Annotated in this window: 29 protein-coding genes; 11 read left to right on the forward strand and 18 right to left on the reverse strand. The window is 64.5% G+C overall.

Annotation, left to right across the window (positions count from 1 at the left end; translation table 11 throughout):
- The first annotated feature begins 81 nt into the window (after window positions 1–81).
- From GH663_RS02565 to GH663_RS02590, 6 genes are all read left to right on the forward strand, one after another.
- Window positions 82–1,248 carry an ABC transporter substrate-binding protein gene (locus tag GH663_RS02565; RefSeq protein ID WP_153130150.1) on the forward strand — a complete coding sequence of 389 codons (1,167 nt, stop codon included), beginning with the start codon at window positions 82–84 and terminating at the stop codon, window positions 1,246–1,248.
- Between the two features lie 181 nt (window positions 1,249–1,429).
- A complete protein-coding gene (locus tag GH663_RS02570; RefSeq protein WP_153130151.1) occupies window positions 1,430–1,594 on the forward strand; it encodes a hypothetical protein in 165 nt (54 codons plus the stop codon).
- A gap of 3 nt (window positions 1,595–1,597) precedes the next feature.
- A complete protein-coding gene (locus GH663_RS02575) occupies window positions 1,598–2,524 on the forward strand; it encodes a branched-chain amino acid ABC transporter permease (protein ID WP_153130152.1) in 927 nt (308 codons plus the stop codon).
- Window positions 2,524–3,471: a branched-chain amino acid ABC transporter permease gene (locus tag GH663_RS02580; protein ID WP_153130153.1), complete on the forward strand. Its 948-nt coding sequence runs from the start codon at window positions 2,524–2,526 to the stop codon at window positions 3,469–3,471. Before GH663_RS02575 ends, GH663_RS02580 begins: the two co-directional genes overlap by 1 nt.
- Entirely contained in the window at window positions 3,464–4,219 is a 756-nt protein-coding gene (locus GH663_RS02585) for an ABC transporter ATP-binding protein (protein ID WP_153130154.1), read from the forward strand. The genes GH663_RS02580 and GH663_RS02585 overlap by 8 nt, the downstream gene beginning before the upstream one ends.
- A complete protein-coding gene (locus tag GH663_RS02590) occupies window positions 4,216–4,926 on the forward strand; it encodes an ABC transporter ATP-binding protein (RefSeq protein ID WP_211371040.1) in 711 nt (236 codons plus the stop codon). Before GH663_RS02585 ends, GH663_RS02590 begins: the two co-directional genes overlap by 4 nt.
- Here GH663_RS02590 and GH663_RS02595 read toward each other — a convergent pair whose 3' ends face one another.
- The 17 genes from GH663_RS02595 to GH663_RS02675 form a co-directional block, all read right to left on the reverse strand.
- Entirely contained in the window at window positions 4,927–7,122 is a 2,196-nt protein-coding gene (locus GH663_RS02595) for a putative bifunctional diguanylate cyclase/phosphodiesterase (protein ID WP_153130155.1), read from the reverse strand. It lies immediately after the preceding gene.
- 265 nt (window positions 7,123–7,387) lie between these two features.
- Window positions 7,388–7,750: a PilZ domain-containing protein gene (locus GH663_RS02600; RefSeq protein ID WP_153130156.1), complete on the reverse strand. Its 363-nt coding sequence runs from the start codon at window positions 7,748–7,750 to the stop codon at window positions 7,388–7,390.
- A gap of 17 nt (window positions 7,751–7,767) precedes the next feature.
- A complete protein-coding gene (gene queE, locus GH663_RS02605) occupies window positions 7,768–8,406 on the reverse strand; it encodes a 7-carboxy-7-deazaguanine synthase QueE (protein WP_153130157.1) in 639 nt (212 codons plus the stop codon).
- Between the two features lie 72 nt (window positions 8,407–8,478).
- Window positions 8,479–9,219: a tol-pal system protein YbgF gene (gene ybgF, locus GH663_RS02610; RefSeq protein WP_153130158.1), complete on the reverse strand. Its 741-nt coding sequence runs from the start codon at window positions 9,217–9,219 to the stop codon at window positions 8,479–8,481.
- A 2-nt stretch (window positions 9,220–9,221) separates the two neighbouring features.
- Window positions 9,222–9,764: a peptidoglycan-associated lipoprotein Pal gene (gene pal, locus GH663_RS02615; RefSeq protein WP_066885935.1), complete on the reverse strand. Its 543-nt coding sequence runs from the start codon at window positions 9,762–9,764 to the stop codon at window positions 9,222–9,224.
- 18 nt (window positions 9,765–9,782) lie between these two features.
- The gene (gene tolB / locus GH663_RS02620; protein WP_153130159.1) at window positions 9,783–11,054 is read right to left on the reverse strand and encodes a Tol-Pal system beta propeller repeat protein TolB; all 1,272 of its coding nucleotides are present in this window, start codon (window positions 11,052–11,054) and stop codon (window positions 9,783–9,785) included.
- Window positions 11,055–11,085: 31 nt separating this feature from the next.
- Window positions 11,086–11,928: an energy transducer TonB gene (locus GH663_RS02625; protein WP_153130160.1), complete on the reverse strand. Its 843-nt coding sequence runs from the start codon at window positions 11,926–11,928 to the stop codon at window positions 11,086–11,088.
- A gap of 6 nt (window positions 11,929–11,934) precedes the next feature.
- Window positions 11,935–12,336 carry an ExbD/TolR family protein gene (locus GH663_RS02630; RefSeq protein WP_066885927.1) on the reverse strand — a complete coding sequence of 134 codons (402 nt, stop codon included), beginning with the start codon at window positions 12,334–12,336 and terminating at the stop codon, window positions 11,935–11,937.
- Window positions 12,337–12,351: 15 nt separating this feature from the next.
- Entirely contained in the window at window positions 12,352–13,029 is a 678-nt protein-coding gene (gene tolQ, locus GH663_RS02635) for a protein TolQ (protein WP_153130161.1), read from the reverse strand.
- Entirely contained in the window at window positions 13,026–13,448 is a 423-nt protein-coding gene (gene ybgC, locus GH663_RS02640) for a tol-pal system-associated acyl-CoA thioesterase (protein WP_066885921.1), read from the reverse strand. Before ybgC ends, tolQ begins: the two co-directional genes overlap by 4 nt.
- Window positions 13,449–13,567: 119 nt before the next feature.
- On the reverse strand, window positions 13,568–14,629 hold the full coding sequence (gene ruvB, locus GH663_RS02645) for a Holliday junction branch migration DNA helicase RuvB (RefSeq protein ID WP_153130162.1): 1,062 nt from the start codon (window positions 14,627–14,629) through the stop codon (window positions 13,568–13,570).
- Window positions 14,626–15,681, reverse strand: a complete 1,056-nt coding sequence (locus tag GH663_RS02650) for an AI-2E family transporter (protein ID WP_153130163.1) — start codon at window positions 15,679–15,681, stop codon at window positions 14,626–14,628. The genes ruvB and GH663_RS02650 overlap by 4 nt, the downstream gene beginning before the upstream one ends.
- Window positions 15,681–16,259, reverse strand: a complete 579-nt coding sequence (ruvA, locus tag GH663_RS02655; RefSeq protein ID WP_153130164.1) for a Holliday junction branch migration protein RuvA — start codon at window positions 16,257–16,259, stop codon at window positions 15,681–15,683. The genes GH663_RS02650 and ruvA overlap by 1 nt, the downstream gene beginning before the upstream one ends.
- 49 nt (window positions 16,260–16,308) lie before the next feature.
- Window positions 16,309–16,848: a crossover junction endodeoxyribonuclease RuvC gene (gene ruvC / locus GH663_RS02660; RefSeq protein ID WP_153130165.1), complete on the reverse strand. Its 540-nt coding sequence runs from the start codon at window positions 16,846–16,848 to the stop codon at window positions 16,309–16,311.
- A complete protein-coding gene (locus GH663_RS02665) occupies window positions 16,845–17,699 on the reverse strand; it encodes a DMT family transporter (protein WP_153130166.1) in 855 nt (284 codons plus the stop codon). Before GH663_RS02665 ends, ruvC begins: the two co-directional genes overlap by 4 nt.
- Window positions 17,700–17,718: 19 nt before the next feature.
- Window positions 17,719–18,165, reverse strand: a complete 447-nt coding sequence (locus GH663_RS02670) for a hypothetical protein (RefSeq protein WP_066885906.1) — start codon at window positions 18,163–18,165, stop codon at window positions 17,719–17,721.
- Between the two features lie 29 nt (window positions 18,166–18,194).
- Window positions 18,195–18,920, reverse strand: coding sequence for a YebC/PmpR family DNA-binding transcriptional regulator (locus tag GH663_RS02675; protein ID WP_066885902.1), 726 nt, complete (start codon window positions 18,918–18,920; stop codon window positions 18,195–18,197).
- Window positions 18,921–19,087: 167 nt separating this feature from the next.
- Between GH663_RS02675 and GH663_RS02680 the strand changes: the two genes are divergently transcribed.
- Window positions 19,088–20,704 carry a helicase HerA-like domain-containing protein gene (locus tag GH663_RS02680; RefSeq protein WP_153130167.1) on the forward strand — a complete coding sequence of 539 codons (1,617 nt, stop codon included), beginning with the start codon at window positions 19,088–19,090 and terminating at the stop codon, window positions 20,702–20,704.
- A gap of 125 nt (window positions 20,705–20,829) precedes the next feature.
- Window positions 20,830–21,396: a Tll0287-like domain-containing protein gene (locus GH663_RS02685; protein WP_153130168.1), complete on the forward strand. Its 567-nt coding sequence runs from the start codon at window positions 20,830–20,832 to the stop codon at window positions 21,394–21,396.
- Here the strand turns inward: GH663_RS02685 and GH663_RS02690 are convergent.
- A complete protein-coding gene (locus GH663_RS02690; protein ID WP_246181478.1) occupies window positions 21,380–22,315 on the reverse strand; it encodes a LysR family transcriptional regulator in 936 nt (311 codons plus the stop codon). The genes GH663_RS02685 and GH663_RS02690 overlap by 17 nt on opposite strands.
- Before the next feature lie 89 nt (window positions 22,316–22,404).
- Here GH663_RS02690 and GH663_RS02695 point away from each other — a divergent pair, with 89 nt between their 5' ends.
- From GH663_RS02695 to GH663_RS02705, 3 genes are read left to right on the forward strand one after another with little or no spacing between them, the layout of a single operon-like run.
- The gene (locus GH663_RS02695; protein ID WP_246181479.1) at window positions 22,405–23,304 is read left to right on the forward strand and encodes a DMT family transporter; all 900 of its coding nucleotides are present in this window, start codon (window positions 22,405–22,407) and stop codon (window positions 23,302–23,304) included.
- Between the two features lie 21 nt (window positions 23,305–23,325).
- The gene (locus GH663_RS02700) at window positions 23,326–23,715 is read left to right on the forward strand and encodes a PTS sugar transporter subunit IIA (protein WP_153130169.1); all 390 of its coding nucleotides are present in this window, start codon (window positions 23,326–23,328) and stop codon (window positions 23,713–23,715) included.
- 1 nt (window position 23,716) lies between these two features.
- Entirely contained in the window at window positions 23,717–23,986 is a 270-nt protein-coding gene (locus tag GH663_RS02705; protein ID WP_066885887.1) for an HPr family phosphocarrier protein, read from the forward strand.
- The last annotated feature ends 2 nt before the right edge of the window (window positions 23,987–23,988 follow it).

The following is a 23,988-nucleotide window of genomic DNA, read 5'->3' on the forward strand; positions in this document are numbered from 1 at the left end:
CGAAATCAGGCTTGGACTCAGCCGGTATCTGCTTGTTCCTGCGCTACAATTTGCCGCTTTGACGCCGCCCCGGAGATTTCGATGTCGCTTCGCCTGACTGCCCTTGCCGCCGCCCTGATGCTTGCCGGCTCCGCTCACGCCGCCGAGCAGATCAAGGTCGGCCTCGTGTCGACCCTGTCCGGTCCCGGTGCCGGCCTCGGTGTCGATATCCGCGACGGTTTCAACCTGGCGATCAAGCACCTGAACGGCAAACTCGGCGGCTTGCCGGCCGAAATCCTGATCGCCGACGACCAGCAGAGCCCCGACGTTGCCAAGCAGACGGCCGACAAGTTCCTGAAGAAGGACAAGGTCGATTTCATGACCGGCATCGTATTCTCCAACATCATGCTCGCCGTCGGCCCGGCCGTCTTCGACAACAAGACCTTCTACATCTCGGCCAATGCCGGCCCGTCGCAATATGCCGGCGAGCAGTGCAATCCCTTCTTCTTCAACGTCGCCTGGCAAAACGACAACCTGCACGAAGCGGTCGGCAAGGTGGTGCAGGACAAGGGCTTCAAGAATGTCGTGATCGTCACCCCGAACTACCCGGGCGGCAAGGATGCGGTGGCCGGCTTCAAGCGCTACTACAAGGGCAAGGTCGCTGACGAGGTCTATACCAAGCTCGGCCAGCTCGACTACGCCGCCGAACTGGCGCAGATCCGCGCCACCAAGCCGGATGCGCTGTTCTTCTTCCTGCCCGGCGGCATGGGCATCAACTTCGTCAAGCAGTTCGTCGCCGCCGGCCTGTCGCGCGACACGCAACTGTTCGCCCCCGGCTTCTCGGCCGACGAGGACGTCATCAAGGCGGTCGGCGCACCGATGATGGGCATGTTCAATTCCTCGCACTGGGCGCACGACATGGAAAACAGCGAGAACAAGCGTTTCGTCGCCGATTTCCTGAAGGATTACGGCCGCCTGCCCTCGCTCTACGCCTCGCAGGGCTACGACGCCGCGCTGATGATGGACGGCGCCGTCCGCGACGTGAAAGGCAAGGTCGAGGACAAGGCGGCGCTGCAGAAAGCGCTCGAAGCCAAGCGCTTCAAGTCGGTACGCGGCGACTTCAAGTTCAATACCAACCACTACCCGGTGCAGAACTACTACCTGCGCGCCATCGGCAAGGACGCCGCCGGCCGGGTGACGAACAAGACGATGGGCACGATCTTCACCGCCCATGCGGACGCTTATGTCGCCTCCTGCAAGATGAAGTAAGGGCTGTTTTCTGGAAACCGTCCTCGCGCCTTTTCTATTTGTCATTCCACTGGCGCTGGGCGGAACCCTCTGGCGCCTCTGGCAACTGGCCAGGGGCAAGCTACCGGCAGCAGGCTGGCGGCGTTGGGCCCGCCTCGCGCTGACCCTGACCCATACTGTGCTGGCCGGCTGGCTGCTCTATATGTTCACCCGCTGCATCTGGCCCGGTCACTGCGGCGAAGGCTTCGCGGCCGGCTACGCAGCCGGTGCGGTCGGCGTGATGGGCGCGCTCTGGGCCGTATTCTGGCTGATCAGCGAAGGGCTGATGCAACTCGGCCAGAAGACCGACCAAAACGACGATAACTGACGCATGCTGCAATTATTTCTCGAGCAGGCCCTGAACGGCCTGCAATTCGGCCTCATGCTCTTCCTGCTTGCCGCCGGCCTGACGCTGGTCTTCGGCATCATGGACTGCATCAACCTGGCCCACGGTTCGCTCTACATGGTGGGCGCTTACTTCGTTGCCGCGGCCGCACAGGCCGCCGATTCGTTCTGGATCGGCCTCGGCGCCGGAGTGGCTGGCGCTGCCGTGCTCGGCCTGTTGCTCGAACTGTCGCTGTTCCGCCAGTTGTACAAGCGCGACCACCTGTCCCAGGTGCTCGCCACCTTCGCGCTGATCCTGATCGCCAACGAGGCAGTGCGGATGATCTGGGGTGCCCAGCCGGTGATGCTGAATCCGCCCGAGGCGCTGGCCGGCCCGGTCGAATTCGAACTGTTCGGCGAAACTTTTTTCTACCCGGCCTACCGGCTGCTGATCATCGCCGTCGGCCTTGCCGTTGGCGGCCTGCTTTACCTGCTCGTCGCCAAAAGCCGGGTCGGCATGTGGGTGCGGGCCGGTGCCGCCAACCGGGAAATGACCGAAGCCCTCGGCATCAACGTCCAGCGTCTGTTCACCGCTGTCTTCGTCTTCGGCGCCGCCCTCTGCGCGCTGGCCGGCGGCCTGCTCGGGCCGCTGCTCGCGGTGCAGGTCGGGATGGGCGAGAGCGTGCTGATCCTCGCCTTCGTCGTCATCATCATCGGCGGTATCGGCTCGATCCGCGGCGCCCTGGTCGGCAGCCTGATCGTCGGTACGGTCGACACGCTGGGCCGGGCCCTTTTGCCGACCCTGCTGCGCGCCGCGCTACCGGCCGATGCCGCTTCGACGCTCGGCCCGGCGCTGGCCTCGATCCTGATCTACCTGTTGATGGCCGGCATCCTCTTCTTCAAGCCGCAAGGCCTGTTTCCGGCGAGGGCCTGATGGCGTTCTACCGTCCCGCCCCCTATCAGAAACCGCTCGCCGGCATCCTGCTGCTGGCGCTGCTCGCCCTGCCGACGGTACTCACCGCGTTCGGCCAGGAGTTCTACATCGGCTTTGCGACGCGCGTGCTGATCTTCGCGCTGGCCGCCTCCAGCCTGAATCTGGTGCTCGGTTTCGGCGGCATGTTCTCGCTCGGCCACGCCGCCTTTTTCGGGGCCGGCGCCTACGCCGCGGCGATCTGCCTGAACAGCGGCATCAGCGAGGCGCTGTTCGCCCTGCCGCTGTCCATGCTCGCCGCGGGCCTCTTTGCGCTGATGGTCGGCGCCGTCAGCCTGCGCACGCGCGGCGTCTATTTCATCATGATCACGCTCGCCTTCGCCCAGATGGCCTATTACCTGTTCGTTTCGGCGCGCAGCTGGGGCGGCGACGACGGCTTGCCGCTGCCGGCCCGGATGACGCTCGGCGGCCTGCCGCTGGCCGGCGATGCCGCGCTGTTCTACACGGCACTCGGCTGCCTCGGGCTGGTCATCGTCCTGCTCGGCCGGCTGGCCGAGGCGCGCTTCGGCCGCGTCATCCAGGCCATCCGCGAAAACGAAACACGGATGGAGGCGCTCGGCTACCCGGTCTTCCGCTACCGCCTGCTCTGCTTCGCCCTCGGCGGCGCCCTGGCCGGGCTGGCCGGCGCCCTGCTCGCCAACCTGAGCGGGCTGGCCAGCCCCAACCTGCTGCAATGGACGCAGTCCGGCACGTTGCTCGTCATGCTGATCATCGGCGGCGTCGGCTACTTGTACGGCGGCGTCGTTGGCGCCGTCGTGCTGCTCGGCCTGGAGGAAGTGCTGGCCGGATTCACGCTGCACTGGCATATCGGCCTCGGCCTGCTGCTACTCGGCGTCGTGCTCTTTGCCCCCAAGGGCGTCGCCGCGCTGTTCGGGAAACGCCATGACTGAGCCCCTGCTCGACGTCCGCCAGCTTTCCCGCCGCTTTGCTGCGGTCGACGCCCTGAAAACGCTCAATTTCAGCGTCGAGGCCGGCGAGGTGCATGCGCTGATCGGCCCCAACGGCGCCGGCAAGACGACTTTCATCCACCACGTTTCCGGCGCCCTGCAACCCGATTCGGGCAGCATCCATTTCGCCGGCCGCGACGTGACCCGGCGCTCGATGCACCAGCGCGTTGCCGCCGGCATGGCGCGCTCCTACCAGATCACCAATGTCTTCCGCGGCCTGTCGGCGCTCGACAATGTCGCACTCGCCGTCCAGGGGCGCGCCGATAGCGGCAGCAGCTTCCGCTTCTGGCGCCCGGTGCGCTGCGAAACGGCGCTGTTCGACGAGGCACGCGGCTATCTGGCGCAAGTCGGCCTGGCCGACCAGGTCGAGACCGTCGCCGGCAATCTGTCGCATGGCGAACAACGAGCGCTCGAATTGGCCATGGCACTGGCCACCCGGCCCAAACTACTGCTGCTCGACGAGCCGATGGCCGGCACCGGCCCCGAGGAATCGGCGCGCATGGTCGAACTGATCGAACAATTGGCCCGCCACGTCACCATCCTGCTCGTCGAGCACGACATGGCCGCCGTCTTCCGGCTGGCCGACCGCATTTCGGTGCTGGTCAACGGCCAGTTGATCTGCACCGGCACGCCGGAGGCAGTGCGCCAGAATGCCGATGTCCGCCGCGCCTATCTCGGAGACCACCTGTGAGCGCACTGCTCGAAGTCAGTGGCCTGGAAGTCGCCTACGGCACCAGCCAGGTATTGTTCGGCCTCGACCTGGCGATGCACGAAGGCGAGGCGGCGACCCTGCTCGGCCGCAACGGCATGGGCAAGACGACGACGCTGCGCGCCATCTGCGGCCTGCAACCAGTCAAGGGCGGGACGATCCGCTTTGCCGGCGAACGCATCGACGGCTGGCGTCCGGACCGCATTGGCCGGGCCGGCATTGCGCTGGTCCCGGAAGGCCGCCAGTGTTTCCCGAATCTGACGGTGGACGAGCATCTGGTGGCCTTTTTTGCCAACCGGCGCGGCGTCGCTGAAGCCTGGACGCCGGCTCGTGTCTACGAACTCTTCCCGCGCCTGCGCGAACGCGCCAGGAACCTCGGCAACCAGTTGTCCGGCGGCGAACAGCAGATGCTGGCCATCGGCCGTGCGCTGGTCACCAACCCGCGCCTGTTGATTCTCGACGAAGCCAGCGAAGGCCTCGCCCCGCTCGTCCGCGAGGAGATCTGGGCCTGCCTGAGCCGCCTGCGGGCGGCCGGGCAAAGCATCCTGGTCATCGACAAGTATGTCGAGAAGCTGATCGGGCTGGCCGACCACCACACCATCATCGAACGCGGCCAGGTCGTCTGGCGCGGTGCATCGCCCGCGCTGGATGCCGACCATGGCATCTGGCAGCGCTACCTGGGCCTCTAACTAATCGGCGGCGCGGCCGGCGGCCGGGACCAATGCGCCGGTCTGCAGGCTGTGCTCGAAGTCAGCAAAGGAGACCGGCCGGCCGAGCAGGAAACCCTGGAAGCGGGTGCAGCCGTGCAGCAGCAGATAATCGAGCTGGGCTTCGGTTTCCACCCCCTCGGCCACGACGCTGAGGCGCAGGGCGTTGCCCATGGCGATGATGGCGCGGACGATCGCCGCATCATCGGGGTCCACGGCGATATCGCGGATGAAGGAACGGTCGACCTTCAATTGCTCGAACGGGAAACGCTTCAGATAGGACAGCGAGGCATAGCCGGTGCCGAAATCGTCGAGCGAAAAACGGACGCCAATCCGGCGCAAGGCCTGCATCTTGGCGACGACGCCATCGACATGGTCGAGCAGCAGGCTTTCGGTCAGTTCCAGCTTCAGGCAGGCCGGATCGACCTCGTGTTTGGCCAGCGCCAGGCAGACCTGTTCGACGAAATCGGGCTGGCGGAACTGGCGCGCACTGACATTGACCGCGATGTACAGGTCGGCCGCCAGCGGATTGTCCGCCCAGCATTTCAGACGGGCGCAGGCGGTATCGAGCACCCAGTTGCCGATGGCGACGATCAACCCGGTTTCCTCGGCGAGCGGAATGAAATCGCCCGGCGGCACCATCTTGCCGTCGGGCATGCGCCAGCGTAGCAAGGCTTCGGCACCGACCAGCCGGCGCTGCGGGTCCAGTTGCGGCTGCACGTAGAGCAGCAGTTCGTTGCGGGTCAGCGCCTGATGTAGCTGCGACTCAAGCTGAGCCCGGGCATCGAGCGCCGTCTGCATCTCGTTGTCGAAGAAGCGGATCATGTTGCGGCCGGCATCCTTGGCCTTGTAGAGCGCGATGTCGGCCTGCTTGAGCAGCGCTTCGGTGGTCTTGTCGTGGCCGCAGAACAGGCTGATGCCGATGCTGGCCGAATGAAAATTTTCGACATCGCCGGCGACGACATAGGGCTTGTTCAATTCGAGGCGCAGCTTTTCCGCCACCGCCTCTGCCTGGACCGCCGCCCCGGCCGCCTCCAGGCCGAGATTCTCGAGCATGACGATGAATTCGTCGCCGCCCTGGCGGGCCGCCGTGTCGCCTTCGCGGACACAGTGCTTGAGGCGGCGCGCCACCTCGATCAGCAGGCGGTCGCCAATATCGTGGCCGAGCGTGTCGTTGAGCTTCTTGAAATGGTCGAGGTCGATGATCAGCAGTGCACCGAACTGCTGGCTGCGCTTGCTGGTCACCCGGGCCTGGCCGAGCCGGTTGAGCAACAGGCGACGGTTGGGCAGCGCCGTCAACGGATCGTAGAAGGCCAGGCTGTGAATCTCGGACTCGGCCAGCTTCAAGTCGGTGATATCGGAAAAGGTGCTGACGTAATGCGTCAACCGGCCGCATTCGTCGCGCACCTCGCTGATCGTCAGCCATTCCGGATAAATGCCGCCGCATTTGCGCCGGTTCCAGATCTCGCCCTGCCAGTGGCCGGTGGTGCTCAGGCTGAGCCACATCTTGCGATAGAAATCGGCGTCCTGCCGCCCCGACTTCAGCATCGACGGGATGCGGCCGACCGCCTCCTCGGCGGTATAGCCGGTCAGCGTCGTAAACGCCGGGTTGACCCGCAGAATGCGCTGCTCGGCGTCGGTCACCATGATCGCCGCCTGCGAATCGAAAGCCAGCGCAGCGATTTGCAGATCCTGCTCGCGCCGTTGCCGGTCGCTGATATCGCTGGCCACCCCGACATAACCGATCAGTTGGCCGCGGCCGTCGTGCAGCGCGCTGACCGACAGCGTCACCGGCAGCCGGCTGCCATCCTTGCGGACATAGGTCCAGTCGTTCTCATCACAGCCGGCACGGGCCAGGCGTGCCACGAAAACCTCGAAACCGGGGGCAATGTCGCTCTGCAGTTCGGCCGACAGGAGCTGTGCCCGTTCCCTGACCTCGTCCTCGAGGTGAAAGATTGCCGCCACCTGGTGGCCGACCACCTCGTCCCAGCTATAGCCGAGCAGATGCTGGGCAGCCCGATTTAAATAGATGACGGTGCCGTTGACGTCGGTGGCGATGATCGAGCGGCCGGCGCTTTCAAGCACGGCGTGCTGGATTTCGCAAAGCTCCGGCAGGGTCTTGCCGGGTAGGACTTCATGACTGGCGCGGACGCACAGGATGGGCAGCATATCGTTCATGCTGCTTCACCTCCCATCGAGCCCTGCGCCCAATGCGACCACGCCCGCACTACCGCTGAAGCCACCAGCCCCTGTTCGCCCGACATTTCTCCCCCCCGAAAGAAAATGCTGCACCGAAGTACTAAATGCTGACCATCGTTCGAGTTAGCTATATTAGTTATTTTTGCGGAAAAAACCAGCCTTGGCGATCAAGGCCGACATAGCCGATTGCCCAGCCCAATCATAGTTATTTGGTATTTCCCCCGGGGCAGCGCCCGGGGCCATCTCAAGCCTGGGTGAGCAGGCCGAACTCACGTTCGAGCAGGGCTTCGTCGCCCAGGTTGAGCGCCACCAGACGGCGTAGATGGGTGATGCTGTCGAGGTCGATTTCACGGCAGATCAAGCCAACCAGCGGACCACGCCGGTGGACGATGGTGCAATCCATGCGAATCACGGTACCGACTTCGTCTAGCCGGATTTTCAACGTGCATTTGCTGCCGACATTGGCAAAAATCGGCTCGCCCGGCTTGATCAGCGCCCCTTTCAGGGAGAGGTCGAGGACTTCGACGACCACTTCGCCGGTCGGCAAAAAAAGGCGGGCATCCGTCTCGAAGCGAATGCGGGAAAACTGGCGGCGATTGCTGGTCATGCGTGTCTCCCTAGGCTTTATTTGCCCTTCATGTTACCCCAAAGCAGCTTGTGCAACTGTAGCTGGAAGCGCACCTCAAGGCCGTCTTCGAGGATCCAGGCGGCCAGGTCGGCCGGCTCGACGCGGCCCTGGGCGGGCGAAAAAAGGACCGGGCAAAGCGAGGCAAGCGAACGCTCGCGCAGGACCTCGCGCGCCCACTGGTAATCGGCCCGTGAGGCGATGACGATCTTGATCTCGTCGCGGGCATTGAGCAGCGCCAGGTTTTCCCAGCGGTTCCGCGCCACTTCGCCGGAGTCGGGCGCCTTGAGGTCCATTATTCGCGCCACGCGCGGGTCGACCGCCGCAATGTCGAGGGCGCCCGAGGTTTCCAGCGAAACCTCGTAACCGGCATCGCACAGCGCCTGCAGCAAGGGCAGGCATTCCTTCTGCGACAGCGGTTCGCCACCGGTGACGCAGACCTGACGGGCCGGGTACTTGCCGACCTCGGCCAGCACCGATTCGATGGTGGCCGGCTCGCCGCCGGTGAAGCTGTATTCGGTGTCGCACCAGACGCAGCGCAGCGGGCAGCCGGTCAGGCGGACGAAGACGGTCGGCAGGCCGACGCGCGACGCTTCGCCCTGCAGGGAATAGAAAATTTCGGTAAGACGTAGAGCCACGGCCAACTTTCGGGAATGGCCGTCACGGCCGGGGGAATTGCGCAGCGCTCCCGACACCGGGAGCGCTGCCGCTTACTTTTTCTTCAGCCGCTGCTGCGCCGTTTCGGCGGCCGGCGAAGTCGGGTACTTGGCAATCAGGGTTTCCAGCGAGCGTTTGACGCCGGTCGGATTGCCGAGTTCCTGCTGGCAGGTCGCGATGGCCAGCCAGGCATCCGGCGCCTTGGCGCTCTCGGCATACTTGGTGGTGACCACGCTCTGCGCCTCGATCGCCCGCTTGCAGTCGCGCTGGGCGTACCAGGCATTGCCCAGCCAGTACTGGGCATTAGGCGCCAGCGAACTGTCCGGGTATTTCTGCACGAAGGCGCCGAAGCCGGCGGCAGCCTCCTTGTACTTTCCGGCCTTGAACTGGTTCAGTGCCGCTTCGTAGTCCTGGCTTTCCTTGGCCGGATCGGCGGCCGGCTTGGAATTTGCCCCGCTGGCCGGGTCGACCGCAGCACTCGGGCTGGCGCCGCCTTCGAGCTTGCGCAGGCGGGTATCGAGATCGAGGTAGAAGTCCTGCTGCCGCTTCTTGGCGGTTTCCAGCTCGTAATTCAGCGTTTCAATCTGTCCGCGCAGGCGGGCGATTTCTTCGGCCTGGCGCTGGATCTGGCTGGCCAGATCCAGCTGGGCCTTGGCCTGCTGGTCGAATCGCGCCTCGTTCTTGATCCGCAGATCTGTCACCTGGCGACGCGCTTCTTCGTCGTCAAACATGCCGGCCTGGGCCTGGGCGGCCCCCAGCGCGGCGATGAAAAGGGCGATTCGAACCGGGCGCATGATTAGAACTCGCCGCGGCCGTCGGCAGCCTTGTACAGCATGTCGGCACGACGGTTTTCCGACCAGGCGGATTCGTCATGACCGGCATTCTTCGGCTTTTCCTCGCCGAGGCTGACCGATTCCAGTTGCTCTTCCTTGGCGCCGAGCAGGACCAGCGAACGCTTGACCGCTTCGGCACGCTTCTGGCCGAGCGACAGGTTGTATTCGCGGCTGCCGCGCTCGTCGGTGTTGCCCTGGATCAGCATCTTGAAGCCGCGGTTGGCGACCAGATACTTGGCGTGGGAAGCGACCAGATCCTTGTACTCGTCCTTGACTTCGTACTTGTCGAGGTCGAAGTAGATGCTGCGTTGCGACAGCTTGCTCTTCGGATCGGTCAGTTCGCGCGGCAGGCCGTTGGCATCGACGCCACCGGCCGTCACCGGTGCGACGCCGGAGCTGGCACCGCGGGATTCGACCGGGGCACCACCATTTTCATCGGGGATCGGGGTCGAGCTGCAACCGAGGATCAGGGCGGACAGCAGAGCGGGAATTAGCAGTTTTTTCACAACATTCTCCGGGGAGGATTATTTATAGAAAGGGCCCCAGGCCGGTTCCCGCACATCACCTGCGGCAACCGAGAGGCGCTGTTTGATCCTGCCATCGCTGGACACAGCCGATAGTACGCCGCGCCCGCCGACTTCAGTGGCGATCAGGATCATGCGGCTATTGGGGGCAAAACTTGGGGATTCGTCCTTGTTCGAGTCGGTCAGCACCTGCACCTGGCGACTGGCCAGATCCATCGTCGCCAGCTGGAAACGGCCTTCGCGACGGCTGATAAAGGCCAGGCTCTTGCCATCCGGCGATGGGCGCGGCGAAACGTTGTAGCTGCCTTCGAAGGTGACCCGGCGGGCTTCGCCGCCGCTGGCGCCGACCTGATAGATCTGCGGGCTGCCGCCCCGGTCGGAGGTGAAGAAAATCGTGCCGCCGTCGGCCGAATAACGCGGCTCGGTGTCGATGCCGCCGGACTGGGTCAGGCGCTGCAAGCCGCTGCCGTCGGCATTGACCGCATAGAGCTGCGAATTGCCGTCCTTGGAGAGAACGATGGCCAGCTTGCGGCCATCCGGCGACCAGGCCGGCGCCGAATTGGAGCCCTTGAAATTGGCGACGATGCTGCGCTGGCCGGAAGCCAGCGAATGGACGTAGATCACTGGCTTCTTCTTCTCGAAGGAGACGTAGGCCAGTTTGCTGCCATCCGGCGACCAGGCCGGCGAGATGATCGGTTCGGTCGAGGTCAGCGCGGTGGCGGCACCCTGGCCGTCGGCATCGGCGATCTGCAGCAGGAACTGGCCGCGCGACTTGACGACATAGGCGATACGGGTCGAGAAGATGCCCTTTTCGCCGGTCAGCTTTTCGTAGATGTAATCGGCAATGCGATGGCCGGCGGCGCGCAACTGCTCGTTGCTGGTGATGTAAGCGGCACCGCCGAGCGACACGGCCTTTTGCGTGTCGTAGAGGCGGAAGCGCGCTTCCATCCGGCCATCCGGGCTGCGCCCGATGCTGCCGGCGGCCAGCGCATCGGCGCCGCGGCTCTTCCAGTCGCCGTGATTGATCTGGGCGTTCTCGTCGAGGGCGGCACCGGTCGTATCGATCAGCTTGAACAGGCCGCTGCGTTCGAGGTCGGAGCGCACGGTCGAGGTGATGACGCGCGAGGCGGTGGCATCACCGAGCAGGTCGGCAATCGCCACCGGAATACGGTTGGCGCCAGCACCGGTAATTTCGATGGAAAGCTGGGCCTGCGCGACGCCTGCGGTCAACAGCGCAAAAGCCAGAAAAGCACGGCGGGTAATTCGTTGCATTGTCTTCATTTTCAATAAGTTTCGCGCGATTTTACTCTTCAAACGGCTTGTATTTGATTTCCAGCGTACGCTGGAACAGGGCCGCATCGTCGGGCTTGGGAAGGGGCGAGGATTTCAGGATGGCGCGCTCGATGGCCGCATCCAGGCCGGGATTGCCGCTTGAGCGCTTGAGTTTTACAGCCAGCACTTCACCGGTCGGCAATTGGTTGACCTCGAAAACGGCTTCCGGGTTGCCCTGGATATTCGGCGGCAGCACGATGTTGCCGCGCACCTTGGTGCGAATCTTGGTCGCGTAATCGGCCAGCCCGCGCTTGTTCGATGAGGCGCGCTGCTCGGACTCGGCGGCGGCGGCATTGGCCATCTGCTGGGCGCTCGGATTGTTCTTCGACCGCAACTGGCTGGTTTCGTTGGCCAGTTCCTTGTTGAAATCGAACTTCGGCTGCGGCTTGGCTTCCGGCTTTGCCGGCTCGGGTTTCTTCGGTTCTGGCTTGGGTTCCGGCTTTTTCGGTTCCGGCTTCGGCGGCTCCGGCTTCGGCGGCTCCGGCTTGGGTTCCGGTTTCTTCGGTTCGGGCTTCTTCTTTTCTTCCTTGACCGCGATATCCGGCTTTTTCGGCGGCGGTTCCGGCTTGGGCTCGACCTTGGGCACCGGTTTCGGCTCCGGCTTGACCTCGGGTTCGGGCGGCGGCGGTGGCGGCGGCGGGACATAGGTCGCCGGCGTCGGCTTGGCCGACCACAGTTCGACTTCCATCACTTCGGGCGCGCTGCGCTTCCACTGCACGCCGAAAAAGAGCACGACCAAGAGCCCGACATGCACCAGGATGGTGAACGCCAGCGCGTATTTCTTGCCGGGCTCTTCGCGTTTTTCGTCGATCATCGCGGCTTATTTGCTGGCGGTTTCCAGACCGACCTTCTGGAAGCCGGCACGCTTGGCCTCATCGAGCACTTCAATGACGTTCTTGTACTGGGTTTCCTTGGCACCGGCGATCAGGATCGCCATTTTCTCGTCGGCTTCCTTCAGCGCGGCCAGTTCGCCTTTCAGCTCCTTGATGCCCTTGACGCTTCTTTCCTTGCCGTTGGTGTCGAAGATCGACAGCGAGCCGTCATCCTTGATCTGCACCCGGGTGAATTTGTCCGGCTTTTGCGGTGCCGTGCCGGAACTCGGCAACTCGACCGAGCCGGTTGTCATCATCGGTGTCGCCACCATGAAGATGACGAGCAGCACCAGCATGACGTCGATGTAGGGCACGACGTTGATTTCGTTTTTGAGGCGGCGCTGACGCATGGCCTGACCTTTTCCTTAACGCATCTGCCGCTGCAGGATGTTTGAGAACTCTTCCATGAACGACTCGTAGCGGACGGCGAGGCGGTCGATATCGTGCGAAAAGCGGTTGTAGGCAAGAACGGCCGGGATGGCGGCGAAGAGGCCGATGGCGGTGGCGACCAGCGCTTCGGCGATACCCGGAGCAACCGAGGCAAGCGTCGCCGAGCCAACGTTGGAAAGGGCGCGGAAGGCATGCATGATGCCCCAGACGGTGCCGAACAGACCGATGTACGGCGAAACCGAACCGACCGAGGCGAGGAAGGCGAGGTGCGATTCGAGGGCATCCATCTCGCGCTGGTAGGTGGCGCGCATGGCGCGGCGCGAGCCGTCGACGATGTCCTTGGCTTCGAGGTTCTTCTGGCCCTTGAGCTTGGTGAATTCGCGGAAGCCGGCTTCGAAGATGCGTTCCATGGAACCGGCATGGTGGCGGTCGTTGACCGCGCTGTTGTACAGGTTGTTGAGATCGCCGCCGGACCAGAAATCGCGCTCGAAGGTCTCGGTCTTGGCCCGCGACTGGCGGACCGAGAACCACTTCATGAAGATGTAGTACCAGGACATGAAGGAGACGCCGGCGAGCAGCGCCATGACGGCCTGGACGACCGCGCTGGCCTGGAGAATGAGGTGGAGGATGGAGAGATCCTGGGTGACGTTCATTTAAGCGCTTCCAGTTTTTGATGCAGGAAATCGGGGATGGCGGCCGGCGTCATGGTCGCCATGTTGACGCAGGCGATTTCGACGGTGCCGGTGACCAGCTCGACATCGCCGCGGCGGACATGCTGGCGGAAGACGACGCGGACGCGGGTCAACTTTTCGACTTCGAGCCCGACCGTCAATTCGTCGTCGAGGCGGGCCGGCTTCAGGTATTCGCAACTGGCCTTGCGGGCGACGAAGCCGATGCCAGATTCAGCAGCCAGCGCCGACTGATCGTGGCCGGCGAAGCGCATCCATTCGGTGCGGCAGCGCTCGAAGAATTTCAGGTAATTGGCGTAATACACGACACCGCCGGCGTCCGTATCCTCGTAATAAACGCGCACGGGGATGGCGAAGGCGTTGGGCTTGGGCTCGTATTTCATCCGGGAATTTTACCTTGCGCCGCAGCATAGATGTGTAACGGGATGTTTCTGCGGCAAATACGGCGGCCTGTTCGCCAGGAAATGGCCGACTAGCGAAGAAAAGTCCCTTATCGCCCGAATTACTCGTCGGCCAAGGCGTCCCGGACGATGGCGCTGGCCGGTTCGACCAACCCGAGGTGGCGGTAGATGGCCGGCGTCGCGATCCGGCCGCGCAGGGTGCGTTGCAGGTAGCCCTGCTGGATCAGGTAGGGCTCCAGCACGTCCTCGATGGTGTCGCGCGCCTCGCCGATCGCTGCCGCCAGGTTGTCCACGCCGACCGGGCCGCCGCCGAACTTGTCGATCACCGCGGACAGCAGCTTGCGGTCCATCAGGTCGAGGCCGGCCGGGTCGACGTCGAGCATGTGCAGCGCAGCGTCGGCAACCTGCCGGGTGATGTTGCCGTCGGCCTTGACCTCGGCGTAGTCGCGGACCCGGCGCAGCAGCCGGTTGGCGATGCGCGGCGTACCGCGCGAGCGCTTGGCGATCTCAAAGGCCCCTTCCGGGTCGATCGGCGCATTGAGCAGCGAGGCCGAGCGGCTGACGATGCTCTTCAGCTCCTCGGCGTTGTAGAACTCGAGGCGGGCGACGATGCCGAAGCGGTCGCGCAGCGGGTTGGTCAGCATGCCGGCCCGGGTCGTCGCGCCGACCAGCGTGAACGGCGGCAAATCGAGCTTGACCGAACGCGCCGCTGGGCCTTCGCCGATCATGATGTCGATCTGGAAATCTTCCAGCGCCGGGTAAAGGATTTCCTCGACCACCGGACTCAAACGGTGGATTTCGTCGATGAACAGCACGTCGTGCGGTTCGAGATTGGTCAGGATCGCGGCCAGGTCGCCGGCCCGTTCGAGCACCGGACCGGAGGTCTGGCGCAGGTTGACGCCCATTTCGGCGGCGACGATGTGGGCCAGCGTCGTCTTGCCCAGGCCGGGGGGGCCGAAGAGCAGCACATGGTCGAGCGACTCGCTGCGGTTCTTGGCGGCCTGGATGAAGATTTCCAGCTGTTCGCGAATTTTCACCTGGCCGGTGTAGTCGGCCAGCCGCTTCGGGCGCAGCGCCCGTTCGAGCGCTTCTTCCTGCGCCGACTTGGTTTGCGGCGCAATGATGCGGTCGACGGCAGGAGTCAGCTTGTCGGTTTCGATCATGTCGGGTTTTCCTCGCGCGTCCAGCGTCCGAATAGCATGTGGCCCAGGGCGAGCAGCACCGGCCCGAGAAAGATGCCGATGAAGCCGAAGACCAGCACGCCGCCGAGCACGCCAAGGGCAATAAGCAGGATGGAAATGCCGGCGCCGCGCGCCATCAGGATCGGTTTGACGAAATTGTCGATGCTGCTGATGATCAGGACGCCGTAGAGCACCATGAAAACGGCCCAGCCGGTCTGGTCCTGGGCATAGAGCCAGGCGGCCGCTCCACCCCAGATCAGTGGCGGGCCGATCGGGATCATCGACAGGAAGAAGGTGGCGAAACCGAGCAGTACGGCGGCCGGAATGCCGGCGATCAGAAAGCCGAGCATCGCCACCGTACCCTGCGCCGCCGCCGTGCCGACGATGCCGAGCATGACGCCGACGACGGTACCACGCGTCTTTTCCAGCATTTCCTCGCCCAGTTCGCCGCCCAGCTTGTGGGCGCCGACGTACAGCGCATGGCTGACCTTGGCCCCGTCGCGGTAGAGGAAGAAGACGACGAAGAGGACCAGCGCCAGTTGCAGCAGGCCATTGGCGGCGATGCCGCCGAGCGCCAGGGCGAACTGGCGGGCCGGCGCGATCAGTTGCTTGAGCAGGGCGTTCAGTTCGGCCCGGTTGCTGGCCAGCTGATGCCAGAAACTGTCAATGTCAGCGCCGAACAACGGCAGGCCGCTGATCCAGGCCGGCGGGGCGCTGGGCAGACCGTTCTCGACATAAGGCCGGACGAAATCGATCAGGTTGTCGGCGCTGCTCGCCAGGCTGCCGGCCAGGAAGGCCAGCGGCAGCAGGGTCAGCAGGACCAGCAGCAGCGTCATCAGGCTGGCCCCCAGCGTGTCGCGCCCACCGAGGCGGGGCAGCAGCTTTTCCGAATAGAGCGGCCAGGTGCAAATCCAGACCACGAAGGCGAAGAGCACGGCACCGATCATCGGCCACAGCACCGCGATACAGCCGACGATGAGCAGCACGACCAGCGCGATCTGCGCCAGCCGCTTGGGATTTTCTTCGGTGAACATCAGACCTTCGACAACAGCTTGAGCGCCGCCCGGATGCCATCCGAGGTACCGATCTCGGCCGGCAGCTGCTTCATCGCCGCCGCCGCTTCCTTCTCGTTGTAGCCGAGGGCGAGCAGGGCGTTGGAAATGTCCTGTTTGGCGTCGTCGACCGCAGCGCTCAGTGAAACGCCGGTCGTTTCGGCCAGTTTGCCCTTCAGTTCGAGCAGCAGGCGCTCGGCGGTCTTCTTGCCGATGCCGGGAATCTTGATCAGCCGGCCGAGTTCCTGCTGGGCGACGGCAGCGGCGAGATCACCGACCGACAGCCCGGAGAGCACCGACAGCGCGGTGCGGGCGCCGATGCCGGAGACTTTCAGCAACTGGCGGAAGGCGAAGCGCTCGGCCTGGGTCAGGAAACCGTACAGGTAGTGGCCGTCCTCGCGCACCGCGAAATGGGTCAGCAGGGTGGTCTTCTCGCCGCCGGCCGGCAGGTTGTAGAAAGTGCTCATCGGCACATCCAGCTCGTAGCCGACGCCGTTCACATCGAGCACGATCTGCGGCGGATTTTTTTCGGCGAGGGTGCCGGTCAGTCTTCCGATCATTTCGGGGCGGTCTCTTTCTGGAAAAAGTACTGTATTTTCACACAGGTTCTCATCCTATCAGTCGCCCACCTTTAACGCGATAGCCGGCCGTCGCCAGCGCCCCCAGCCCCTGCCCGCCATGGGCATGGGCAATGGCGCAGGCGAGCGCGTCGGCGGCATCGGCGGTCGGCGCGCCGGGCAGTTTGAGCAGGCGGACGACCATATCCTGGACCTGCTCCTTGGCCGCCTTGCCGTGGCCGACCACGGCCTGCTTGACCTGCAGCGCCGTATATTCGGCAACCGGCAGGTCGGCATGAACCAGCGCGCTGAGCGCCGCACCGCGCGCCTGGCCGAGCAGCAGCGTCGATTGCGGGTTCACATTGACGAAGACCTTCTCGACCGCCGCCTGATCCGGCCGGTAGGTGGCGATCACCTCGCTGATGCCGGCGAACAAAGTCTTGATCCGTTCCGGCAGCGACTGCTTGTCGTTCGACTTGACGCAACCGCTGGCGACGTAGAGCAACCGGTTGCCGTGCTTTTCGATGACGCCGAAGCCGGTGACCCGCAGGCCGGGGTCGATGCCGAGGATACGCGGCGCGGCCAGACTCATTTGCTGCGTGCCACCAGATAGACGCCGCTGACGGCGATCAGCATGCCGAGTCCGGCGGTCAACGTCAGTTTTTCGCCAAAAACCACAAAGGCGATCAACGCCGTGCTCAAAGGCGTCAGGTAGAACAGGCTGGCGACATTGACCGCGCTGCCGCTGCGGATCAGCAGGTTGAGCAGGCTGATGGCGCCGATCGACAGCACCAGCACCAGCCAGCCGAGCGCGAAGATGAAATCACCGGTCCATGCGATGTGGAAATCCTCGAACACCGCGACGGCCAGTGCCGTGACCATGGCCGTCGGCACGAACTGGATGACCGAGCCGGTGCGCAGGTCGAAGCTGGCGCAGAAGCGTTTCTGATACAGCGTGCCGATCGTGATGCCGAGCAGGGCGACCAGCGCCGGCAGCAGCATCGGGCCGAGCGCCACCGCTTCGCCAAACTTGCCGGAGACGACCAGCGCGACGCCGACCAAGCCGAGGCCGAGGCCGGCCCACTGCCGACCGACCACTTTTTCGCCAAGCAACCAGCCGGCACCAACCGCGGTGAGCAGCGGCTGCATGCCGACGACCAGCGCCGTCACCCCGGCCGGCAGGCCGTGCTTGATGGCGACGAAGACGCCGCCGAGATAGACGGCATGGACGAGCAGGCCGGAAATGCCGATGTGCAGCCACTGCCGCGGCTGCTTCGGCCACGGGGCGCGGGTGGCCAGCGCGATGACCAGCATCAGCCCGATGACCAGACCGTAGCGGGCGAGCAGGAAGGACAGCGGCTCGGCATCGGGCAGGCCGTACTTGGCGCCGATGAAGCCGGTGCTCCACAGGAAGACGAAGAGGAAGGGGTAGAGGCGCTGCATCAGCAAGGCGCCTCAAGACTCAATCGCAAGTCGCCTGTGCGTTGGCGACGGTGCACTTGCCCTTGGTCCGGTAGGTGAATTTCACCCCGTTCGGGTAACTGCAGACCAGCTTGTTCAGCTTGCCCTGCTTTTCGAGTTGCATGCCGGTCGGGCGCAGCGCCTTGACCTGGGCCGGCGGCAGATCGCACGACACGTAGCCGTCGAAGACGCCATCCTTCGACTCCCAGAGGGCGACATTCTTCATCACCCGGTAGTCTTCGTAACGGATGCAGGAATCGGTCTGGTTGGCATAGGCCTTGGCCGAATCGCTGCAATAGCCGTTATAGGTGTATTTCAGTTCTTCTTCCTGCGGGCAGGCATTGACCTGGGCCGCCCCGGACAATTCGGGGCAGACCAGGGTCGTCGCCGACGCAGTCAGGCTCAGTGAAGCAAGCAGCACGGCAAGCAAGGCACGGGTTTGATTCACGACAACTCCTGACGGCGCTGAATGGACATTTATTCGTCCATCACCGCGGTGGTGTAGATTTCCTGAACGTCGTCGAGGCCTTCCAGCACATCGAGCAGACGCTGCATCTTGGCGGCATCGTCGCCGGCCAGTTCGGTTTCGCCTTCCGGCTTCATCGTCACTTCGGCGAATTCCGGGGTGAAGCCGGCGGCGGCCAGCGCATCCTTGACGGTGATGAAATCGGTCGGCCCGGTGATCACTTCGATCGAGCCGTCCTCATTGGTCGCCACATCCTCGGCGCCGGCTTCGATCGCCGCATCCATCAGCGCCGCTTCGTCGGTGCCCGGGGCGAAGATCATCTGGCCGCAGTGCTTGAACTGGAAAACGACGCAGCCTTCGGTGCCCATGTTGCCGCCGTACTTGTTGAAGGCGTGGCGCACTTCGGCGACGGTCCGCGTCTTGTTGTCGGTCAGGCAGTCGACCATGATCGCCGCGCCGCCGATGCCGTAGCCTTCGTAGCGGATCTCGACGTAATCGACGCCTTCCAGCTCGCCGGTGCCTTTCTTGATCGCGGTGTCGATCTTGTCCTTGGGCATATTGACGCCCTTCGCCTTGTCGACCGCAACCCGCAGGCGCGGATTGAAACCGGCATCGCCGCCGCCCATCTTGGCGGCCACGGTAATTTCCTTGGCGATCTTGGAGAAAGCGGCGCCGCGCTTTTCGTCCTGACGGCCCTTACGGTGCTGGATATTGGCCCACTTGGAATGACCTGCCATGGTCTTCTCTCACTGCAGTAAACAAAGAAGCCGAGATTTTACCCGCAGCCGGCGGTCTCGTCAGGCCGGGATCGCGCTTTTCCGGGCTGGGCCATTACGTTCTTTCGCATTTCGCCCGGCCAAGCATTGCTAGAATGCCAACAACCTATTCAGGAGAAGTCCGCACCATGTCCGAGCCCCTTTACCTCGCCAAATCCGACGACGGCTACCCGGCGCTGCTGCCGCAGATGGCCAACCGCCACGGCCTGATCACCGGCGCCACCGGTACCGGCAAGACGGTGACCCTGCAGTCGATGGCCGAACGCCTGTCCTATGCCGGCGTTCCGGTCTTCATGGCCGACGTCAAGGGCGACCTCTCCGGCATGGCGGCAGCCGGCGTCGTCACGCCGAAGCTGGAAACGCGCCTGAAGGACCTTGGCCTCGAAGGCTTCGTGCCCTACGCCAACCCGGTCGCTTTCTGGGACGTGTTCGGCCAGGGCGGCATCCCGGTCCGCGCCACCATTTCCGACATGGGGCCGCTGCTGCTCGCCCGCCTGCTCAACCTGAACGACACGCAAACCGGCGTCCTGCAACTGGTCTTCAAGATCGCCGACGACCAGGGCCTGCTGCTGCTCGACTTGAAAGACCTGCGCGCCTGCATCCAGTACGTCGGCGAAAACGCCAAGGAATTCACCACCGAATACGGCAACGTCTCGACCGCCTCGATCGGCGCCATCCAGCGCGGCCTGCTGACCTTGGAAGAGCAGGGCGGCGAGCTCTTCTTCGGCGAGCCGATGCTCGACATCCACGACCTGATGCAGGTGGACGCCAACGGTCGCGGCATCATCAACGTGCTGGCCGCCGAAAAGCTCATCCACTCGCCGGCCCTCTACTCGACCTTCCTGCTCTGGCTGCTCTCCGAGCTGTTCGAGCAACTGCCGGAAGCCGGCGACCTCGACAAGCCGAAGCTGGTCTTCTTCTTCGACGAAGCCCACCTGCTGTTCAGCGATGCGCCGCAAGCGCTGACCGACAAGGTCGAACAGGTCGTCCGCCTGATCCGCTCGAAAGGGGTCGGCGTCTATTTCGTCACGCAGAACCCGCTCGACGTCCCGGAAAAGATCCTCGGCCAGCTCGGCAACCGCGTCCAGCACGCCCTGCGCGCCTTCACGCCGCGCGACCAGAAAGCCGTCCAGGCGGCAGCGCAGACCATGCGCGCCAACCCGAAATTCGACGCCGCCACGGTGATCACCGAACTCGGCGTTGGCGAAGCGCTGGTTTCCTTCCTCGACGAAAAAGGCCGGCCGACGGTGGTCGACCGCAGCACCATCTTCCCGCCCGCCTCCCGCCTCGGCCCGCTGAGCGCCGAAGAACGCCAGGCGATCATCCAGGCCTCGCCGCTACTCGCCACCTACGGCCAGACCATCGACCGCGAATCGGCCTACGAAATTCTGCGCGGCAAACCCGCCGCCAGCCAGCCGGCGCCCGGCGCCATCCCCGCCCCGCCGGCCGGCAACGGTGCGCCCGATGTCAATGACTGGGGCAACCACAGCACCGCCGAAGCCCGCCCTCGTCCGACGCCGCAGCCACGCCAGAGCGCCCCGGCCCCACAGGAATCCGGCGGCATTTTTGGCACCATCGGCGAAATGCTCGGCGGCAGCACCGGCCCGCGCGGCGGCAAGCGCGAAGGCATGATCGAAGCCGCCGCCAAGAGCGCCGCCCGCGGCATGGCCGGCACCGTCGGCCGCGAACTGGGCAAGCAGATTTTGCGCGGGGTTTTGGGGTCAATCCTCGGCGGCCGCCGCTGAGCCGGCCCGGGAGCATTTTTCGCTTTTTTCTCCGGTCGACCGCGGGACTGGCGCAACGGCATCATGACGGACGCACACAAGCCGGCGTAGAATAAGCATTTTCTTATATACGTTCGGAGTCCGCCATGAAAGCCTCTCTCCCGCTCAGCCTGCTGCTTGCCGCCTTGCCCGCTCTCGCTCAGGACATCGGCGCGCTGACCGCAGAAACCAAGAAGGCCGTACTGCCGGTCGTCCCCAAGGTGGTCAGCGCGATGCAGGAAGCGGTGGCCGAGAAAGGCGTGGCCGGGGCGATTCCGGTGTGCAAGGAACAGGCGCCGGCACTGATCAAGGCCAAGCGCCAGGAAACCGGCTGGGATATCCGCCGGGTCAGCCTGAAGACGCGTAATGCCGAACGCGGTACGCCGGATCTGTGGGAAGCGCGCCAACTGGCCGAGTTCAATATTCGCGCCGCCAATGGCGAGAAGCCGGAGACGCTCGAAAAGAGCGAGATTGTCAGCCTCGACGGCAAGCCGCTCTTCCGCTACATGAAGGCGCTGCCGGTCGGCGATGTCTGCCTGCAGTGCCACGGCCCGGCCGAGGGTCTGGACGCCGGCCTGAAGGCGAAGCTGACCGAAAGCTATCCGCACGACCAGGCGACTGGCTACGGCAAGGGCCAGATTCGCGGTGCGCTGACCGTCAAGCGGCCGCTGTAAGCGCCAGCCGGCCCTTGCCGGCCAGATGGTCGAAGAGGGCGGCGGCGGCCGGACTGAGCGCAGCCCGCGCCCGAACACACAACTGCAGGTCACGCGGCGCCCAGGAATCGTTGATTTTGACCGTTTTCAGACTGTCGACCGCCGGACTGGCCGTCGTCTCCAGGCTCGCCGCCGAGCGCGGCACCATGCCGATGCCGACCCCGGCCGCCACCATCCGGCACACCGCATTGAAGCTGCGGACCTGAATGCGTACGTCGAGACTGCGCCCAAGCTGGGCGGCGGCGTTCATCATGAAGGTGTGAATGGCGCTGCCGGCATGCAGGCAGACGAAGGGCTGGTCGAGCACTTCGGCGAAATCGACGGCGGCCCGCCCGGCCAGAGGATGCCCGGCCGGCACCACGAGGACTAGCCGGTCGCGCCGGTAGGGCTGGGTTTCCAGGCCGCTCAGGCTGCGCTCGGCGGCGACCACGCCAATTTCGACCTGGCCGGCCGCCACCGCCTGGATGATCGCCGGACTCGGCTGTTCTTCCAGACTGACCCGGATACGCGGGTGTTCGCGCAGGAAATCACCGAGATCTTCGGGCAAAAAACAGTTGATCGCATTGGTATTGGCGAACACCGTGACCTGGCTGTTCAGGCCGCTGGCGTAGGGCGCCAGGTCGGCGTGCATCTGTTCGAGCTGGGCAAAGACCTGGCGGGCATGACGGAGCAGCGATTCGCCGGCCGCCGTCGGCGTCAGGCCGCGATGGTGGCGGGCGAAGAGGGGCACACCGAGCGCCGCCTCCAACTGGGTCAGCCGGTGGCTGGCCGAGGAGGGCGCCAGATGGACGCGGCCGGCGGCGCGGGTCAGGCTGCCGCTGTCGGCAATGGCGGCAACCAGGCGCAAATCGGGTAGGTCGTAATACATGGTTTCGTCCATAACGAACGCAGACTTTGAATATTACCAATTGCCAAGCCATTGGGTGGCGTATTCAATGGATACCTGCCACCTACTAACCGAGAATGACTTTGCAAAAATCGAATGCCTGGAAAGACAGCAGCGCCGCCGGGGCTGCCCTCGCCCTGCTCGCCGCCTTCGGTTTTTCTCTGAAAGCCATCTTCGTCAAGCTGGCCTACCCATACGGCGTCGATGCGATCACGCTGCTCGCGCTGCGCATGGGTTTCTCGCTGCCGGTCTTCCTGTGGATCGGCCTGGCCGAACAGCGGGCCGGCGCCAGCCTGTCCGGCGGCGATTGGGGCCGGCTGTTCCTGCTCGGCTGCTTCGGCTACTACGGCGCCAGCATTCTCGATTTCTGGGGCCTGGAATACATTTCGGCCGGGCTGGAACGGCTGATCCTGTTCACCTACCCGACACTGACCATCCTGATCGGCGTGCTCTTCCAGGGCCGGGCGTTCACCAAACGCGAAGGCATCGCCCTCGTCCTCTGCTACTGCGGCATCGGCTTCGCCTTCATGCACGATCTCGGTCTCAACGAGGCCCGCGATGTCTGGCTCGGCGGCGCCCTGGTCTTCGGCTCCAGCGTCTCCTACGCCATCTACCTGTCCGGCAGCGCGCCGATGATCGGCCGGCTCGGCGCCATGCGCTTCACGGCACTGGCGACGCTGATCTCGTCGGCGGTCACTTTGCTGCATTTTGCCGCCACCCACCCGTTGACCGCCTTCATCCAGCCGCTACCGGTTTATGGCTGGGGACTGGCGATGGCGCTGTTCGCCACCATCATCCCGGTCTTCGCCCAATCGGCGGCGATCCGCCGGCTCGGCGCCGGCCGCTCGTCGCTGTTCAGCATGGTCGGACCGCTGCTCACCATCGGCTTCGGCTGGTGGCTGCTCGACGAACAGATTTCGCTGGCCCAGACAGCCGGCGCGGCACTTGTCGTAGTCGGCATCCTGATCGTCAGCCGACGCTGAAAGGGCGGTAGAATCCGGCGCATGATCGGAATTCTACTCATCACCCACGGCAGCTTTGGCGAGGCGCTCGTCCAGAATGCCTGTCACGTTCTCAACAAACGCCCGGCCCAGCTCAACCAGCTCGGCGTTGCTGCGCAGGACGACCCGCTCGACCTGTTGCCGCTGGCCCGTGAGATGCTCCGACTGGTCGACAATGGCCGGGGCGTCCTCGTCCTCACCGACATCTTCGGCGCGACGCCGGCCAATCTCGCCACCAAACTGCTCGAACCCGGCCGTATCGAAGGCCTCACCGGCGTCAATCTGCCCATGCTGCTGCGCGCGCTGACATACCGCGACAAGGGCATGGAAACTCTGCTCACCCGAGCCCGCGACGGCGGCCGCGACGGTGTCTTCAACATGCTGGATCACTAAAATGCTGACTCAGGAAGCCGAAATCATCAACAAGCTCGGGCTGCATGCCCGCGCCTCCGCCAAGCTGACCCAACTGGCCGGCAAGTACAAATGCGAGGTCTGGATGACCAAGGGGACACGCCGCATTAACGCGAAAAGCATCATGGGCGTCATGATGCTGGCCGCCGGCAAGGGTTCCAAAGTCAGCATCGAGACCGACGGCGCCGACGAGGCCGAGGCGATGGCGGCGCTGCTGGCGCTGATTGCCGACTACTTCGGCGAGGGAGAGTAGGA

The sequence above is a fragment of the Dechloromonas hortensis genome (genome assembly GCF_009469765.1).
GTDB classification, from domain to species: Bacteria; Pseudomonadota; Gammaproteobacteria; order Burkholderiales; family Rhodocyclaceae; genus Azonexus; species Azonexus hortensis.